The sequence below is a fragment of the Sphingobacteriia bacterium genome (assembly GCA_017304685.1).
Taxonomy (GTDB): domain Bacteria; phylum Pseudomonadota; class Alphaproteobacteria; order Rickettsiales; family 33-17; genus JAFKLR01.
Window position 1 is genome coordinate 70,609 of sequence record JAFKLR010000005.1, and the last position, 17,672, is coordinate 88,280.

Genomic DNA, 17,672 nt, shown 5'->3' on the forward strand with positions numbered 1-17,672 from the left:
TTCAGCAAACTACTTGCTTAAGGTGATTGGTTGAGGTATATATTGCCCAAATCATTATACAATTTAAAAGCGTAGGCACTATGAGAGTTTCCCAAAAGGTTAAAAAAATTCTAAGTTGTTATGAAAGTGATAATGTTGGTACTAAAACTAATATTGTACGCCTTTTAATGGCAGGAAAATTAGGCGGTACAGGAAAAATGGTTATTTTACCTGTAGATCAAGGTTTTGAGCATGGTCCTGCTAGAAGTTTTGCAATTAACCCAGATGCTTATGATCCGCACTATCATTTTAAACTAGCAATTGATGCTGGTTTAAATGCTTATGCTGCTCCTCTTGGGATGATTGAAGCAGGCGCAGACACTTTTGCAGGTCAAATTCCAACTATTCTAAAAGTTAATAGCGCAAACTCCCTTTTAAGGAAAGGCGGTATACCTGATCAAGCTATTACTGGTACACCTCGTGATGCTATTAGACTTGGATGTTCAGCTATTGGCTTTACAATTTACCCTGGCTCAGATGCTTCTCTTGAAATGATTTCTACAATTAGAGAAATGGCTGAGGAGGCTAAATCATATGGCCTTGCAGTAGTAATTTGGTCATATCCTCGTGGTGGAGATTTGACTAAAGAAGGCGAAACAGCAATTGACGTATGTGCATATGCAGCTCATATAGCAGCTCTTTGCGGCGCTCACATAATTAAAGTAAAACCTCCTACAGAAGTAGTTTTTGATAATGAAGCTAAAAAAGTATATGAAAAACAAAAAATTAAGGTCTCTACAGCTACTGATAGATTTAAACATGTAGTAGATTCATGTTTCAACGGTAGAAGGATAGTAGTATTTTCGGGTGGGGCTAGTAAATCTTTAGAAGACGTATACGAAGAGACAAAAGCTATTCGTGATGGTGGAGGTAATGGATCCATTATTGGAAGAAACTGTTTCCAACGTCCAAGGGCTGAAGCATTAGCAATGCTTAACAAAATTATTAATATTTATTTAGGTAAAGAATAAATAATGGCCGCAATATACTTGGTAGTTCATTCACTTACAAATATAGAAGAATTTTTAGCTAATAACAAAGTTAGTGTAATTTTATCAAAAGTTCCTACTGACAATGAATTAACTAACTTGATTGCATTAGCTCATAGTAAACTTATACCTGTAATTATTCCGAATGATGTTGATAAAGTCATTAAATATAAGGCCGATGGCGTTCATTTTGAAAATATAAAAAATGGTAATTTAGAGCAACTTATAACTAATGCTAAATTAAAACTCTCAGAAGCTCATACTGTAGGAATTAATACAAACAATTCTATAGATGTAGCCATGGCCGCTTCAGAACTTGATGTTGATTATATTATGTTTAACAATGATTCACCTCAAATGCAACAAACTATAAATAATTGGTTAACAGATACTAATATTCCTGTTGTAGTATTTGATAAACAAGATATAAATAATATAGAAAATAATGAAGCTGATTTTATAGCTATAGAATTAAACTAAATTATGAGTTTATAAGAGGATTTTTACATGAAAATAAGCGCAAATTCGATAAAAGCAGGCCATATTCTTGAGCATAATGGCGGCTTATATGCTGTAACTAAAACACCAGTTCATACTCAACCTGGTAAAGGTGGAGCCTATGTTCAGGTAGAAATGAAAAATATTAAAACTGGAACTAAAGTTAATGAAAGATTTAGTTCTTCTGATGATGTTACTAAAGCAAGATTAGAGACTAAAGATTATCAATATTTATATTTACAAGATGATAAAATCGTTCTTATGGATCAGGAAACTTACGAGCAAATTGAAATCCCTGCTGAAATGCTAGGAGAAAGAATAGCTTTCTTATCTGATGGAATGATAGTTGTTGTGGAAGTTCATAATGAGCAACCTATTACTATCAAACTTCCTGAAACGGTAGTTTGTGAGATTGTTGAATCAGAACCTGTTATTAAGGGTCAAACAGTAACTTCTTCATATAAACCAGCTAAACTTGATAATGGTCTTAGAATAATGGTTCCACCATTTATTGATGTAGGTACTAAGGTTGTAGTTAGAACTGAAGATGTAACATATGTTGAGAGAGCAAAATAGTGATGACTTCTCCTTCAGTGCATTCACCTATTTTAGCCTCTATTTTAAAAGCGGTTAGTACTGCAACAAAGCATATATTACGTGACTTTAGAGAAATTGATTTATTACAAAATTCTAAGGCTGGAACTTTAAATTTTGCTTCTAAAACCGTAAGCCGTATAGAACAATTATTAGTGCAGGAGCTAAATAAGGCAAGATCAGATGCTGCAATTTTAGGAGTTGACAAAACCTATATAAGCTCTGATTCAAACAGTAGGTTTTTTATTATTCCTTTAGATAGCTTTAACAATTTTATGCATGCAATTCCATTTTTTGCTACCGGTATTGTGTATGAGAAAAAAAATCTTCAAGGTGAATTTGAAGCTCAATCAATTGTTATAGATGTTCCTATTCAAAGAGAAATATATATTGCAGAAAAAGGAAATGGCGCGTGGCGCGAAGCTTTTGCTGAAGCAAATGCAGATAATAGCCGTTTAAGAGTTTCTCAAAGAAAAATCCCCGAAGAAATTTTAGTATGTTCTTCTTCAGAAATAAAATCTAACGATGGTTTTATATATAATAAATTTACAACAGGAAGCGTGTTAATTGATTTAGCATATTTTGCTTCTGGAAGATTTGACCTTTTCACTTCGAATAATAAATATCTAGAAAAGTTTTCTTTAATTGGTACTGAAGCAGGTGGAATGATTAAAGGAAATGAAAATAATACACTTTATTTAACAAATGTCTCTTTGATATAATCATTAAATTACTTTTATATTCATAGAAATTTAAGGGCTTTAATAAAAGCCCTTAAATTTAATAGTATTATAGAATTATACAACGTGTGTTTTTATCCACGCTTTGTTGCTGAGTAGATTGTTCTTCCGCAGCCACTCTAAAATCTCTTACCGATTGCTCTAATTTATTTATCGCTTCTTCAATTTGAGTTACACTATTTTGTTTTTCACTTTTTTCAGAATTACTGATATTATCTTTTAAAGACGCAACCTTTTCATTTGCAAGTTCAACATCTTTTTGAAGAACAATTTGATTATCTTCTTCTTTTCCAAGAATCGTTCTAGTTAAATCAGTGACTTCCTCAATTGATTTTTTGTTGTTAACCTCATTATACTTAATTTCCTCTTTAACAGTTTTATAGGATTTTCCATTTAAAATTCCTGCAAAAATTATTGCAAAATTAGAACCAACAACTTTTTTAAAGCCTTGTTTTAATACAGCAGCTTTTAATTCACTTATAGCAACATATACTGGATGCTCTTTCATCTTAGCAATTTTCTCTTCACTGAGCTGGTTTTCATCGCATTTTGACTTGATAAATTCAAAATTATCTTTTTCAGCTTCTAATCTTCTTGCATCATTTTCTAATGCTGGATGATAGTACATTACTAATGTATTACGAATGCCCTCGCTAAATTTTTCCCAGTTATTTTTAAGATATTCATTATTTATCTTTGCATTTGCTGAATAAAAAAGCGCGAATGTTGCAATACTTTTAATTGGAGCATCTTTAAATACTAAATCGCTTTTAAAATTTGTTCTAGGATTTGTTGTTAACATTAAAGCTAAAAATGCATAATCATCACGTATAATTAATTCATTCCAGAATGCTTTATATAAATCTTCTTTATATTTAATATCTGCTGAATTTGCGTAATCAAATATAATACCTTTTCCACCATACATTACTAGAGCTTTTGCAAAAGATGGATATTCTTTATCAAAATAGAAAAATAAAGTTGCTTGTGAAGGTGTTACTACAAAACCATTATCTACCTTTTTCTCCATTAAAAGTTTATATACCTCTTCTGTGTTTAAACCTTTAGATTTACACTCTTTGTATAAATCGTATACTTGCTCAATTTTTTGGTTGAATTGATAACTTTTTCCATTAAATTCTTTTACAAAGCTAGTTTTAGAGAACTCATCTTTTTTTAAATTACCAAAACCATTTAGTAAACACTCATTTATCAAAGCTTTATATTCAGGCTCTTGAGATAAACTTTGCTCTATTGTAGCATTAATTTTTTCTTCTTTACTAACATCTTCAATTTTAGCATTTTGAGATTCACTTACCTTTTCTCTACTAGGCGCTTCAGCTAAAACTTCGTTAGTTTGCACTTCATTATTTACTTCAACATTTTCTACAGTTATATCTTGAGTAGATTCCTGTCCTGTAAAGTAACCAAAAATTTTACCAAGCATAATTTATACCCCTTATTTAATAAGTTGATTTCTATTCGAAGATATTAACAAAAATGGATTACAACCCTCTGAATATTAATAAAATTTTATTTAAATCTAGAGTTAAAATCAATAGCTTTAAACTTAATTTTCAGTAAACTTTTAAATTTGTTAGTAGATGTTTTATAATCAGTGGAGGAATAAGTTATGAAAACAGTTACATTCAAATGTCTTGAAAATATTAGATCTATTTTTGACAATCATAAAGCTGATGAAATTGAAACACTTTTGATAGATCAAATAGGTAGATATGCAGAAAAAGATTGGATTAATGAAAGCGCTCATTCCCCAGATGCTGTAAAGGCGTACGATAATTTTTCACCAATGGTTTGGCAAGAATTTAAAAATTTAAAGCATCTGTCTATTTCAATTGAATTTAGCTGTCTTAGCATATTATCCTATTTACCAAAACTTGAGACATTAAATATAAAAATAATATTCCACACCTCTTTTCTTTCTAAATTTAAAAAAATAATTTTACCAAATTTGAAACATTTAAATATAGACTTTGTTTCAAATGACACACCTATTAACATAATTACTATATTAGAGGATATTATGCCTCCCGTTGAAATTACTAAAAATTTAACATCTTTTAGTCTTAAAAGTACTAGAAATTATAATATTGAACCAATTTTAATTCGTGATTTAAAGTTTTTAAAAAATGCTGTTAATCTTCGCACATTGAGCTTAACTGAATGTAATCTTAAAAACTGGAAAATATTAAGCGTATGTAAGAATTTAATTTCTCTAGATTTGCGTGATGTTAGAGCCGCTGAAGGAGAAACAGCACTTCCACTTTTACCTAAATTAGAAAATTTATCATTAACTAATATTATTCAGGCTCAACAAATTATTAGTAATACTCCTCCTCTACTAAGCGTAACTTCACTAAAAATTTTTAATGCTTACCTTGGCAAAACTATTAATTTAAACTCTATTAATTCTATATTTCCTAATTTAAAAATATTTTCCTGTTCTGCTTATAATATTAAAAGTTTTAGTTCCCTTCCTTTAATGGCAAAATTAGAATCTGTAGATGTTATAGGTGCTACGTATACTAATGACCCAGGAAATTCAATTTTTATTGACCTTAAAGATCTTGTAAAGCAGCCTAAACTAAGTAGCATTAATTTTAATATTTATGGATTTAAAGATTGGATTGGATGGGGGAATTACATGTCTACTTTATTTACACTTGCAAATTTAAACTTAACAAAGAATATAAGTATAACTTCAAATGATAAGACTTTTGATAAGCATTTAGAAAGATTAATTAATTCACGTAAAACAGTAGGGTTTTATAATGCAGTGTCTTATGGTATCAGTAAGGGTATTGATGTAACGAAAAATAAAGCTATTGATGGATTTAGAAGCGGTGTAGATAAAAGTAAGAAAATTATTAGGTCATGTACTATACAATAATTAATGTAAAAATAAAAAAGGGCTCTAAATTTAGAGCCCTTTTTTATTACTTTTTACCAATTATTAACTAGCTAGCTTCAGCTTTTGATTCAGCTTCAGCTTCTTGAGCCTGCTCTTGTTGTTTTTTAAGAATGTCTCTATCTCTTTGGCTTGCAACACGTTTAACCTTATTAACATAGAAACCTGTACCTGCAGGAATTAGTCTACCTACAATTACGTTTTCTTTTAAGCCGATTAATCTATCAACTTTACCTTTTACAGCCGCTTCAGTTAATACACGAGTTGTATCTTGGAAGGAAGCCGCAGAAATAAATGATCTAGTTTGTAGCGAAGCTTTTGTAATACCTTGAAGTACTGGAATAGCACGTGCAGGTTTATAACCTTCTGACACAGCTTTTTCATTCACTTCATCAAATTCTTCTCTATCAACTTGTTCACCAGCAAGGAATGTAGTTTGACCTGCATCCATAATTTCTACTTTTTGTAACATTTGACGTAAAATCACTTCAATATGCTTATCATCGATTTTTACACCTTGTAAGCGATAAACTTGTTGAATTTCATTTACCATATATCTTGTTAATGCTTCTACACCCATTACACGTAAGATATCATGTGGAACTGGATTACCATCCATAAGAAGGTCACCTTTTCTAACATAATCACCTTCGTTTACTGTAACGTGCTTACCTTTTGGAATTAAATATTCAATTGGTTCGCTTCCTTGATCTGCTGGCTTAATGACAATTCTACGTTTGCTTTTGTAATCTTTACCGAATTCAACAACACCTTCAATATCACTAATAATAGCATGATCTTTTGGTTTACGAGCTTCAAATAATTCTACGACTCTTGGAAGACCACCAGTAATATCACGAGTTTTAGTAGATTCACGTGGAATACGAGCAATTACGTCACCTGCATGAACTTTATCATTATCAGCAATACTTAAGATCGCATTAATTGGTAAGAAATATCTTGCTTCTAAACCATTAGCTAAACTAATAATATTTCCATTTTCATCAAATATACTAATTCTTGGTCTTAATTCAGCACCACGACTTTGCTGTTTCCAATCGATAATTACTTTACTTGAAATACCTGTTGATTCATCCATTACTTCACGCATTGAGACACCTTCTACAAGGTCAGTATAACGAGCGACACCTGTTTTCTCAGTAATAATTGGAATAGTATATGGATCCCATTCGGCTAGACGAGTACCTTTCTTAACTTTAGTTCCTTCATCATGATAAAGTTTTGAACCATAAGGAACTTTATGACGTGCTCTTTCGTTACCATTATCATCAATAATTAATAATTCACAGTTACGACTCATTACAACCGAACGGCCTTGGCTATCAATTACTATATTTCTATTTACTAATTTAATGACGCCATCAAGGGAGGCTTCAACACTTGAGCTTTCAATACTCTTTGTCGCAGCACCACCAATATGGAATGTACGCATTGTAAGCTGAGTACCTGGTTCACCAATTGATTGCGCAGCAATTACTCCGATAGCTTCACCGACACTTACAATCGAGCCAGTAGCAAGATCACGACCATAACATTTAGCACATACACCTGTTTTGGTTTCACAAGTAATTACTGAACGTATCATTACTGCATCAATACCAGCAGCTTCAATTTTATCTACTGTTCTTTCTTCAACTAAATCACCGGCTTTAACTATTAGGTCACCTGACACTGTATGACGAACATCGCGTGCTGAAGTTCTTCCTAAAATGGCTTCTGCAAGTGGAATTACAATTTCACCACCATCAATTACAGGACGAGCTTCAAGGCCAGATGTTGTTTCACAATCAAATTCAGTAACAATACAATCTTGAGAAACGTCAACAAGCCTACGAGTTAAGTAACCAGAGTTAGCGGTTTTAAGCGCGGTATCTGCAAGACCTTTACGTGCACCATGCGAAGAGTTAAAGTATTCAAGTACCGTTAGACCTTCTTTAAAGTTAGAAATAATTGGAGTTTCAATAATTTCACCAGATGGTTTAGCCATAAGACCACGCATACCTGCTAACTGTTTAATCTGAGCTGCAGAACCACGCGCACCAGAGTGAGCCATCATCCAAATGGAGTTAACTTTTTGTTGGTTATTTTTCTCTGTATTTGTAACATCACCAGCTGAAATTTCTTTCATCATATCGTCCGCGACTTTATCAGTACAACGTGACCATGCATCAATCACCTTGTTGAATTTCTCACCACTTGTAATTAAACCGTCTGAATATTGTCTTTCAAACTCTCTAATTTCCTCAATAGTATCATTGATATGTGTTTGTTTTGTATTTGGTACAAACATATCATCTTTACCAATCGAAATACCTGATTTACAAGCATTAGTAAAACCTAATTCCATAAGTCTATCACAGAATATCACTGTATTCTTCTGACCACATTCACGATATACTGTATCAATAAGATTTGAAATTTCTTTTTTAGTTAATAACTTATTTACTGATTCAAATGGAACATAATGTTCTTTCGGTAAAAGATCAGCAATCATCATTCTTCCAGCTGTAGTTTCTACTAAAGTAGTTTTAAAGCTACCATCATGAATTTTTGCAGTCCGTTTACATTTAATTTTTGTATGTAATGTAATAACCTTATTATGTAAAGCGTGTTGTATTTCGCCCATAGTTGCAAATGCCATGCCTTCGCCAACCTCATTTTCAAGCTCTAAGGTTAAATAGTATAATCCTAATACGATATCTTGAGATGGTACTATAATAGGTTTACCATTTGAAGGAGCTAAAATATTATTTGTCGACATCATAAGTACGCGTGATTCAAGTTGCGCTTCAAGTGAAAGCGGAACGTGAACAGCCATTTGGTCTCCGTCGAAGTCTGCGTTAAATGCCGCACACACTAATGGATGCAATTGAATAGCCTTACCCTCAATTAAAACAGGCTCAAACGCTTGAATACCTAAACGGTGAAGTGTAGGAGCACGGTTTAATAATACTGGATGTTCTCTAATTACTTCTTCTAAAATATCCCATACTTCCGGTCTTTCGCTTTCAACCATTCTCTTAGCGGTTTTAATAGTATTAGAAATACCATACATTTCTAATTTTGAATAAATGAATGGTTTAAATAATTCTAAAGCCATTTTCTTTGGTAAACCACATTGATGTAGCTTAAGTGTTGGACCTACTACAATTACTGAACGACCAGAATAGTCTACACGCTTACCTAAGAGATTTTGACGGAATCTACCTTGTTTACCCTTAAGCATATCACTAAGTGATTTAAACGGACGCTTATTAGCATTTTTAACAACTCTTCCTCTTCTACCATTGTCAAATAAAGCATCTACCGCTTCTTGTAACATTCTCTTTTCATTACGCACGATTATATCAGGAGCGCGTAATTCAAGAAGTCTTTTTAAACGGTTATTACGATTAATAACACGACGGTAAAGTTCATTTAAATCAGAAGTAGCGAATCTACCTCCATCTAACATTACAAGAGGACGTAGTTCTGGTGGCATTACAGGAACCACATCAAGAATCATCCATTCAGGTTTATTATCTGATTCAAGAAAATCTTCAATTAATTTTAGTCTTTTTACTAATTTTTTCTTTTTAATTTCAGATGTTGTTTCTGTTAAATCCGCTCTTAATTCCTCACGAATTTTTTTTAGATCAAAGTCTTGAAGCATTTTTTTCACAGCTTCTGCTCCAATCATTGCAGTAAACGCATCTTCACCAAAATCATCCTGAGCTCTCATATATTGATCTTCAGTTAAAAGTTCAGCATATGAAAATGGAGATAATCCTGGTTCAACAATTACATATGATTCAAAATAGAGAATCTTTTCAAGATCCTTTAGACTCATATCAAGTAATGTACTAATCCTAGACGGTAAGGATTTTAAAAACCATATATGGGCAACTGGTGTGGCAAGTTCTATATGCCCCATTCTTTCACGTCTAACTTTAGATGTTGTAACTTCAACACCACATTTTTCACATATAAGCCCGCGATATTTCATGCGCTTATATTTACCGCATAAACATTCATAATCTTTTACTGGACCAAAAATCCTGGCACAGAAAAGACCATCTCTTTCGGGTTTAAAGGTACGATAGTTAATTGTTTCAGGCTTTTTGACTTCACCAAATGACCAAGACCTAATAACCTCAGGGCTTGCTAAACTAATTTTAATAAAGTCAAAGTGCTGTACTCCGGTTTGACCAAAAACGCTAAATGCACTATTCATTTAAAACTCCACACCTTTTATTTTATTCTTGAAACTCTTCGTTATCCATATCAATGTTCAAGCATAATGAACGCAATTCTTTTACCATTACATGGAATGATTCTGGAATACCACATTCGAAGTTTTGATCGCCTCGAATAATAGATTCATATATTTTAATCCTACCTGTAACGTCATCTGATTTTACAGTAAGCATTTCTTGTAATGTATAAGATGCACCATATGCTTGTAATGCCCAACATTCCATTTCCCCAAATCTTTGACCACCAAAATGTGATTTACCACCTAATGGTTGCTGTGTAACAAGACTGTAAGGTCCAATAGAACGAGCGTGAATTTTATCATCAACTAAGTGATGTAATTTCAACATATATATATAACCTACTGTTACTTTACGTTCGAAAGCTTCACCTGTTCTACCATCGAATAGCGTAACTTGGCCTGAACTATCTAAGCCTGCAAATTCAAGCATTTTGTTAATATCTTTTTCTTTTGCACCGTCAAATACTGGAGTAGAAAAATACGCCCCTCTTTTTAATTTTTTAGCATATTCAATTACATCTGCATCAGATAGTTTTTCAACAGCTCTTGCACTTTTTTGACCTTCGTACATATCTGAAAGCTTAGAACGCAGCTCAGTTACATTTTCTTCTTTAGATTCAATTTTTCTGAGCATTTCACCTATTTGCTTACCTATACCAGCAGAAGCCCAGCCTAAGTGAGTTTCAAGAATTTGTCCTATATTCATCCTTGAAGGTACACCAAGTGGATTTAACACCATATCAACAGGGGTTCCATCTTCCATAAATGGCATATCTTCAGCAGGTAAAATCCTTGAAATAACACCTTTATTTCCATGGCGTCCAGCCATTTTATCACCAGGCTGTAATTTATGCTTTGTTGCAAGATATACTTTAACAACTTTTAAAGCACCCTGTGGTAAATCATCACCAGATTGTACTTTCTCAACTTTAGCATTGAAGCGTTTATTTAATTGTTCAACCATGTAGTTAAATTGCTGTTTCATGGTTTCAATTTCGTTAGTAACCTTTTCATCAGCTACTACAAATTGCCAATATTGACCTCTACTATAATTAGAAAGAACCTCTTTATTAATTTTAGAACCAGGTTTTGCGCCTTTTGGCCCTGCAATTATTTCTTGATTCATTAAAACTTGAGCTAATCTACCATAATAGTAATTTTCTAAAATAACCTGTTCATCATCACGGTCTTTAGCTAGTCTTTCAATTTCTTGTCTTTCAATTGCTAACGCTCTTTCATCTTTTTCAACACCACGGCGTGACAATATTCTAACTGATACGATTGTACCTGTTACTCCAGGTGGTACATGTAATGAAGAATCTCTTACATCAGCAGCTTTTTCACCAAATATAGCACGTAGTAATTTTTCTTCTGGTGTCATTGGCGATTCGCTTTTTGGCGTAACTTTACCAACTAAAATATCACCAGGTTTTACTTCAGCACCCACATGTACTATACCTGTTTCATCTAAATGTCTTAAACTTTCTTCACTTACATTGGGTATATCACGTGTAATTTCTTCAGGGCCTAATCTTGTGTCACGTGCAACTACTTCAAATTCTTCTATATGAATTGAGGTAAATACATCATCTTTTACTATTCTTTCTGAAATAAGAATTGAATCTTCAAAGTTATAACCATTCCAAGGCATGAATGCTACAAGTACGTTACTTCCAAGTGCTAATTCACCATTATTTGTACTTGGACCATCTGCAATAACTTGTCCCTTCTGAACGTATTCGCCTACTTTAACTAACGGCTTTTGAGTAATACATGTATTAAAGTTTGAGCGTTGATATTTAAGTAAATTATAGATATCTACGCCTGGTGATTCTTGATCATCACTACTATCAGCTCTTATTACTATCCTTGTACTATCTACCTGATCGATAAAACCACTTCTTCTTGCAATTACTGTTACTCCAGAGTCTTGTGCTACTAACCCTTCTATACCAGTACCTACAAAAGGCGCATCAGTGTAAACGAGTGGTACAGCTTGACGTTGCATGTTTGATCCCATAAGAGCACGGTTCGCGTCATCGTTCTCTAAGAATGGAATTAACGAAGCTGCAACAGATACTAATTGCATTGGTGTTACGTCAATAAAATCAATCTTATCAGGCGACGCCATAATAAAATCACCATTTTTACGACATGATACTAAATGTTCTAAGAATTTACCATTTTCATCAATAATTGCATTTGCCTGAGCAATAGTATATTTACCTTCTTCAATTGCAGATAGATAAATAACTTCATCGGTTACCATTTGATCGGTAACTTTACGATATGGACTTTCAATAAAACCATGCTTATTAATACTTGCAAAAGTTGCAAGAGAGTTAATAAGACCAATATTTTGACCTTCCGGAGTTTCAATTGGGCAAATACGACCATAATGTGTTGGATGTACGTCACGTACTTCGAAACTTGCTCTATCTCTTGTAAGACCACCAGGCCCTAAAGCTGACAATCTTCTCTTATGAGTAATTTCTGAGAGTGGATTAGTTTGATCCATAAATTGGGATAATTGCGATGTTCCAAAGAATTCACGAACAACACTTCCAAGTAATTTAGAGTTAATAAGATCATGAGGCATAACTGTGTCTATATCTACACTTGTCATTCTCTCTAAAATTGTTCTTTGCATTCTTACTAAACCAATACGGAATTGGTTTTCTACAAGTTCCCCTACTGATCTTACCCTACGATTACCTAAGTGATCGATATCATCGATTACACCTAAACCATCACGTATTTTAATAAGAGTTCTAATGATATTAATAATATCATCTTTTGTTAAAACTCTTAAATTTTCATCAGCGTTTAATTCAACCCTTGCATTAATTTTTACACGGCCTACTACTGAAAGATCATATCTATCTTGATTAAAAAATAGGTTTTCAAATACTGATTGAGCAGCTTCAAATGTTGCTGGCTCACCTGGACGCAATACACGGAAAATATCTAGTAAAGCGTCTTCGATAGTTAAATTTTTATCAGCGAATAATGTATTTCTAATATAAGGTCCTACAGTAACATGGTCTATACCAAGTAATGAAACATCTTTAATGCTTAGATTATTTATTGCTTCAATTGCACTTTCTGTTAACTCGTAACCCGCTTCAAACAATACTTCACCGGTACTTTTATCTATAATATCTTCAGCTAAAAAACCACCTATTAAATCTTCATCATCAATAAGGTAATTTTCCAAACCTTCTTCAATTAATTTTTTGCCTAAACGTGGGGTAATTTTAGTACCAGCTTCTACTACTACTTTACCACTGTTCGCATCAACAATAGGTTTTGTAAGTTTTGTGCCTCTAAACTTTTCAATATTAAATTTAGCAGACCATTGTTTATTTTTTCTTGTATATTTTTGTGTAGTATAAAATAAATCATATATTTCTTTAGTTGAATACCCTAATGCTCTGAGTAAACTTGAAACGTATAATTTTCTTTTTCTATCAATTCTAAAGTAAATTAAATCTTTAGCATCATATTCAAAGTCTAACCATGAACCTCTATACGGTATAACTCTTGCAGAATATAGGTATTTACCTGAAACGTGTGTTTTACCACCATCATGATCAAAGAAAACACCAGGAGAACGGTGCATTTGTGATACAATAACTCTTTCTGTACCATTAATAATAAAGGTACCATTTTCAGTCATAAGAGGTATATCACCCATATATACTTCTTGTTCTTTAATACCTTTTACTTCTTTAGAACCTGTATCTTCATCAACTTCCCATACTATAAGTCTAAATGTAACCTTAAGAGGCGCAGCAAAATTTACTCCCCTTTGACGGCTTTCATCAACATCATATTTTGGTTGATCTAAATAATATGATACAAACTCTAATGTTGCTGTTCCTGAAGGTTCACTAATAGGAAATATAGAATTAAGTACTTCTTGTAACCCTATATTTTCTCTTTTATCTCCAGAAATATCATCTTGCAAAAATTTCTTATATGAATCTTTTTGTACTTTTATAAGATTTGGAATTTTTGCAACTGGTTCTATTTTACTAAAGGACTTGCGGATTATGTTATTTGATGCACTCACATTCTGCATGTATGTCTCCGAAGATATATTCTTAAATCAAAATTGTTAACTTATATATATAATGAGATTAAGGGCGTTAAGATTAACGCCCTTAAATCTATTTTTGTATTGTACAAAAGTTATTTAACTTCAACTTTTGCACCAGCAGCTTCAAGCTGTTGTTTAATTTTTTGAGCTTCATCTTTAGAGCAGCTATCTTTTACTACTTTTGGAGCTCCTTCAACTAAGTCTTTAGCTTCCTTAAGACCAAGGCTTGGCATAATAGTACGGATTTCTTTAATCACGTTAATTTTATTAGCGCCACCATCAGTAAGTGTAACTGTAAATTCAGTTTTTTCTTGAGCAGCTTCAGCACCAGCACCACCTGCAGCTGGCATTGCAGCCATTGCAACAGGAGCAGCAGCTGATACGCCCCACTTCTCTTCTAACATTTTTGATAATTCAGCAGCTTCCATAACGGTAAGAGCTGAAAGTTGATCTACTATTTTTTCTAAATTTGCTGACATTGTTTCCTCAACCTAATTAATTAACAACAATACGTAACATGAATGCAATGTTTTTGCAACATTAATCATTCTTGGATGCATACGTTTTAAGAACTCTAGCAACCTTGCTAGGAACCTCATTAATAGCACCCGCAACGCGTGATGCAGGAGTTTGTATAATTCCCAAAATTTTTGCTCTAAGCTCATCAAGTGATGGTAAGGTAGCTATAACCTTAACTGATGCTTCATCGACTAATTTGCCATTAAGCACCCCACCCACAATTTTCAAACTCTCTTTATCTTTTGCAAAATTTACAATTTCTTTTACAAAAGCAGGTTCATTAGAATAAGCTATTGCGGTTGGTCCCTTAAGAACAGGGTCCATACACTCAAAAGAGGTTTCTTTTATTGCAAGCTTTGTAAGCCTGTTTTTTATCACTTTCATCTTACCTTGTGAAGATCCAACCCTTTTTCTTAATTCGGTTAAATCAGCTACAGTAAGACCATGATAATAAAAAGCGACTGCCATAGTGTTTTTCTTAAACTCTTCATTAACACTTGCAACTAAATTTATTTTTTCATTTTTACGCACTTTTTAATCTCCAAAGTAACGAATTTTAAAATTAAAATCCTTTTTAGTCTAAAACTGAACTAATTTCAAGTTTTAATGAAGGTCCCATTGTGGTCGCTACATAAACTGATTTTAAGTAAGTTCCTTTAGCTCCACTTGGCTTAGCCTTAATTACAGCATCAACGAAAGCTTTAACATTTTCCATAATTTGCTGTTTTTTAAAGCTAATTTTACCAACACCTGCATGGACTATACCGGCCTTTTCAGCTCTAAACTCAACTTGACCTTCTTTAACATTTTTAACTGCATTTGCAACATCCATTGTCACAGTTCCAGTTTTTGGGTTTGGCATTAACCCTCTTGGACCTAGTACTTTTGCTGCTTTTCCTAGAACACCCATCATATCGGGAGTAGCAATACAACGATCAAAGTTAACTGTACCATTAACCACTTGCTCTACTAAATCTTCCGCTCCAACAATTTCTGCTCCAGCTGCTTTTGCTTCTTCAGCTTTTGCACCTTTTGCAAATACTGCTACTACTATTTTCTTCCCAGTACCGTGTGGAAGTTGAGCTACACCCCGTACATTTTGATCAGAATGTCTAGTATCAACGCCTAAATTAACACTAACTTCAACTGTTTGGTCAAACTTAGCTTTTGGCATTTCCATCATAATATTAACAGCTTCATCTAATTTATAAAGTTTAGCTGATTCAACCATCGCAAGTCTTGCAGCATAATTTTTAGGAAGCTTTTTTGGCTTTATAACATTTGTTTTTGACATATTTTAACCTCAAATTTATTCCTCGACCACCTCTATACCAGCTGATCTTGCAGTTCCCATGATAATTTTCATAGCTGCATCTATATCATTAGCATTTAAATCTTTCATTTTATGGGTAGCTATTTCCTTTATTTTAGCTAATGTAATTTTACCAGCTTTATCTTTACCTGGGGCTTTCGATCCACTTGCTAAACCAGCAGCTTTTTTTACTAATACAGAAGCTGGAGCAGTTTTTGTTATAAAGGTAAATGATTTATCTGCATACACAGTAATAACTACAGGTAGTGGTAAACCAGGTTCCATTGATTGTGTTTGTGCATTAAAGGCTTTACAAAATTCCATAATATTTAAACCACGTTGACCAAGAGCTGGTCCAATTGGTGGTGACGGATTTGCTTTACCCGCAGGTACTTGTAATTTAATATAGCCTAAAATTTTCTTTGCCATAATTATTAATCCTCGAATCTTAAAATTTTTTCGTGTATCTATTTAACTAAATTTTTGTTACTTGTCCATATTCAAGTTCAATTGGGGTCGCTCTGCCGAAAATTGATACAGATAATTTTAATCTAGCTTTAGCCTGATCAACTTCTTCTACTACACCAACAAATCCTTCAAATGGACCATCTATAATCTTAACCGATTGACCAATTTCGTAGCTATCTGTATGTTTTGGAGCTAATGCTGCTTGTTCTATTTGTTCAAATATTCTTTTTACTTCAGCATCTGGTATTGGTTGCGGTTTATTATTAGCACCTAAAAAGTTTGTAACTTTCGGAATATTTCTTACTAAATGCCAAGTTTCATCATTCATTACCATTTTCACTAATACGTATCCAGGAAAAATCTTCTTTTCTGCATTAACTTTTTTTCCCTTACGTATTTCTACAACACCTTCAGTTGGAACTACTACATCTTCAAAAGATTCCACTAAACCTTTCGAGTTTGCTTTTTCCATTATAGTTTGAGCAACTTTTTTTTCATGACCTGATAAACAATATAAAATATACCAGCGACTATTAATAACTTCAGACACTACTATCCTCCAATATTCAAGATAATTTGTATTACTTTAAAAATAATAGCATCAATAGCTATAAAGAATAGTGATAGCATTATTACTACAAACACTACGACTGCTGATGTTATCAATGCATCGCGCTTCTCAGGATAAACTATCTTTGAGGCTTCTTGTTTAACTTGTTTAATAAACTCTAAAGCTTTAATATTGCTCATAACTTAAACTACTTTCAACTTGCCAATTGGCAGGAGAGAAGGGACTCGAACCCCCAACCCCCGGTTTTGGAGACCGGTGCTCTACCAATTGAGCTACACTCCTAAAATTTAATCAACACTACTCTTTTTCATAATTTAGGTTTTAGAAAAACCCTTATCATTTTCCCTTATATACATTTTTTATAATATAATGTAAATAATTATTAAGCCTTTCATCTAAATTTTGAAAAAGAGTAGAGTACACCTTATTAATAATTATGGGTTATACAAGCCTAAACTCAATATAACCCATAATAAATTGATAACTACTATTCTACAATTTTAGAGACTACGCCAGCGCCTACAGTTCTACCGCCTTCACGGATAGCGAAGCGTAAGCCTTCATCCATAGCGATTGGTGATATTAATGTAATTGTTAATCTCACGTTATCGCCTGGCATAATCATTTCTCTACCT

General features: G+C 33.0%; 15 protein-coding genes and 1 tRNA gene. 5 read left to right on the plus strand and 11 right to left on the minus strand.

Annotation, left to right across the window (positions count from 1 at the left end):
• Nucleotides 1-80 precede the first annotated feature (80 nt).
• Genes J0H68_09110 through J0H68_09125 form a run of 4 tightly spaced genes read left to right on the plus strand, consistent with a single transcriptional unit; the run spans nucleotide 81 to nucleotide 2,842 of the window.
• Nucleotides 81-1,010, plus strand: coding sequence for a class I fructose-bisphosphate aldolase (locus tag J0H68_09110; protein ID MBN8828852.1), 930 nt, complete (start codon nucleotides 81-83; stop codon nucleotides 1,008-1,010).
• A gap of 3 nt (nucleotides 1,011-1,013) precedes the next feature.
• Nucleotides 1,014-1,508 carry a thiamine phosphate synthase gene (locus J0H68_09115; protein ID MBN8828853.1) on the plus strand — a complete coding sequence of 165 codons (495 nt, stop codon included), beginning with the start codon at nucleotides 1,014-1,016 and terminating at the stop codon, nucleotides 1,506-1,508.
• Between the two features lie 27 nt (nucleotides 1,509-1,535).
• Nucleotides 1,536-2,102, plus strand: a complete 567-nt coding sequence (gene efp, locus J0H68_09120) for an elongation factor P (protein ID MBN8828854.1) — start codon at nucleotides 1,536-1,538, stop codon at nucleotides 2,100-2,102.
• A 2-nt stretch (nucleotides 2,103-2,104) separates the two neighbouring features.
• Complete coding sequence (locus tag J0H68_09125; protein ID MBN8828855.1) at nucleotides 2,105-2,842, plus strand: hypothetical protein; 738 nt, start codon at nucleotides 2,105-2,107, stop codon at nucleotides 2,840-2,842.
• Between the two features lie 67 nt (nucleotides 2,843-2,909).
• Here J0H68_09125 and J0H68_09130 read toward each other — a convergent pair whose 3' ends face one another.
• Entirely contained in the window at nucleotides 2,910-4,307 is a 1,398-nt protein-coding gene (locus J0H68_09130) for a hypothetical protein (protein MBN8828856.1), read from the minus strand.
• 186 nt (nucleotides 4,308-4,493) lie between these two features.
• Between J0H68_09130 and J0H68_09135 the strand changes: the two genes are divergently transcribed.
• Nucleotides 4,494-5,771 (plus strand): hypothetical protein, encoded by a 1,278-nt coding sequence (locus J0H68_09135; protein ID MBN8828857.1) that lies wholly within the window; start codon nucleotides 4,494-4,496, stop codon nucleotides 5,769-5,771.
• Between the two features lie 67 nt (nucleotides 5,772-5,838).
• Here J0H68_09135 and rpoC read toward each other — a convergent pair whose 3' ends face one another.
• From rpoC to tuf, 10 genes are all read right to left on the minus strand, one after another.
• Nucleotides 5,839-10,023 (minus strand): DNA-directed RNA polymerase subunit beta', encoded by a 4,185-nt coding sequence (gene rpoC / locus J0H68_09140; GenBank protein ID MBN8828858.1) that lies wholly within the window; start codon nucleotides 10,021-10,023, stop codon nucleotides 5,839-5,841.
• A 22-nt stretch (nucleotides 10,024-10,045) separates the two neighbouring features.
• Nucleotides 10,046-14,149: a DNA-directed RNA polymerase subunit beta gene (gene rpoB, locus J0H68_09145; protein MBN8828859.1), complete on the minus strand. Its 4,104-nt coding sequence runs from the start codon at nucleotides 14,147-14,149 to the stop codon at nucleotides 10,046-10,048.
• Between the two features lie 110 nt (nucleotides 14,150-14,259).
• Nucleotides 14,260-14,646 (minus strand): 50S ribosomal protein L7/L12, encoded by a 387-nt coding sequence (gene rplL, locus J0H68_09150; protein ID MBN8828860.1) that lies wholly within the window; start codon nucleotides 14,644-14,646, stop codon nucleotides 14,260-14,262.
• Nucleotides 14,647-14,707: 61 nt separating this feature from the next.
• Nucleotides 14,708-15,217: a 50S ribosomal protein L10 gene (gene rplJ, locus J0H68_09155; protein MBN8828861.1), complete on the minus strand. Its 510-nt coding sequence runs from the start codon at nucleotides 15,215-15,217 to the stop codon at nucleotides 14,708-14,710.
• A 43-nt stretch (nucleotides 15,218-15,260) separates the two neighbouring features.
• On the minus strand, nucleotides 15,261-15,980 hold the full coding sequence (rplA, locus tag J0H68_09160) for a 50S ribosomal protein L1 (GenBank protein MBN8828862.1): 720 nt from the start codon (nucleotides 15,978-15,980) through the stop codon (nucleotides 15,261-15,263).
• A 15-nt stretch (nucleotides 15,981-15,995) separates the two neighbouring features.
• On the minus strand, nucleotides 15,996-16,427 hold the full coding sequence (gene rplK, locus J0H68_09165) for a 50S ribosomal protein L11 (protein MBN8828863.1): 432 nt from the start codon (nucleotides 16,425-16,427) through the stop codon (nucleotides 15,996-15,998).
• A gap of 46 nt (nucleotides 16,428-16,473) precedes the next feature.
• Nucleotides 16,474-17,004 carry a transcription termination/antitermination protein NusG gene (gene nusG, locus J0H68_09170; protein ID MBN8828864.1) on the minus strand — a complete coding sequence of 177 codons (531 nt, stop codon included), beginning with the start codon at nucleotides 17,002-17,004 and terminating at the stop codon, nucleotides 16,474-16,476.
• A gap of 14 nt (nucleotides 17,005-17,018) precedes the next feature.
• Nucleotides 17,019-17,216 carry a preprotein translocase subunit SecE gene (gene secE / locus J0H68_09175; protein MBN8828865.1) on the minus strand — a complete coding sequence of 66 codons (198 nt, stop codon included), beginning with the start codon at nucleotides 17,214-17,216 and terminating at the stop codon, nucleotides 17,019-17,021.
• Between the two features lie 27 nt (nucleotides 17,217-17,243).
• Nucleotides 17,244-17,319, minus strand: a tRNA-Trp gene (locus tag J0H68_09180).
• Between the two features lie 205 nt (nucleotides 17,320-17,524).
• A partial coding sequence (gene tuf / locus J0H68_09185; GenBank protein ID MBN8828866.1) for an elongation factor Tu occupies nucleotides 17,525-17,672 on the minus strand: 148 nt, incomplete at its 5' end.

Coding starts and splice junctions, on each gene's coding strand:
- rplA (MBN8828862.1), bottom strand. CDS start 15,980: ATGTCAAAAACAAATGTTATAAAGCCAAAAAAGCTTCCTAAAAATTAT.
- J0H68_09110 (MBN8828852.1), top strand. CDS start 81: ATGAGAGTTTCCCAAAAGGTTAAAAAAATTCTAAGTTGTTATGAAAGT.
- efp (MBN8828854.1), top strand. CDS start 1,536: ATGAAAATAAGCGCAAATTCGATAAAAGCAGGCCATATTCTTGAGCAT.
- rplK (MBN8828863.1), bottom strand. CDS start 16,427: ATGGCAAAGAAAATTTTAGGCTATATTAAATTACAAGTACCTGCGGGT.
- rpoC (MBN8828858.1), bottom strand. CDS start 10,023: ATGAATAGTGCATTTAGCGTTTTTGGTCAAACCGGAGTACAGCACTTT.
- J0H68_09130 (MBN8828856.1), bottom strand. CDS start 4,307: ATGCTTGGTAAAATTTTTGGTTACTTTACAGGACAGGAATCTACTCAA.
- rpoB (MBN8828859.1), bottom strand. CDS start 14,149: ATGCAGAATGTGAGTGCATCAAATAACATAATCCGCAAGTCCTTTAGT.
- rplL (MBN8828860.1), bottom strand. CDS start 14,646: ATGTCAGCAAATTTAGAAAAAATAGTAGATCAACTTTCAGCTCTTACC.
- J0H68_09125 (MBN8828855.1), top strand. CDS start 2,105: ATGACTTCTCCTTCAGTGCATTCACCTATTTTAGCCTCTATTTTAAAA.
- J0H68_09135 (MBN8828857.1), top strand. CDS start 4,494: ATGAAAACAGTTACATTCAAATGTCTTGAAAATATTAGATCTATTTTT.
- J0H68_09115 (MBN8828853.1), top strand. CDS start 1,014: ATGGCCGCAATATACTTGGTAGTTCATTCACTTACAAATATAGAAGAA.
- secE (MBN8828865.1), bottom strand. CDS start 17,216: ATGAGCAATATTAAAGCTTTAGAGTTTATTAAACAAGTTAAACAAGAA.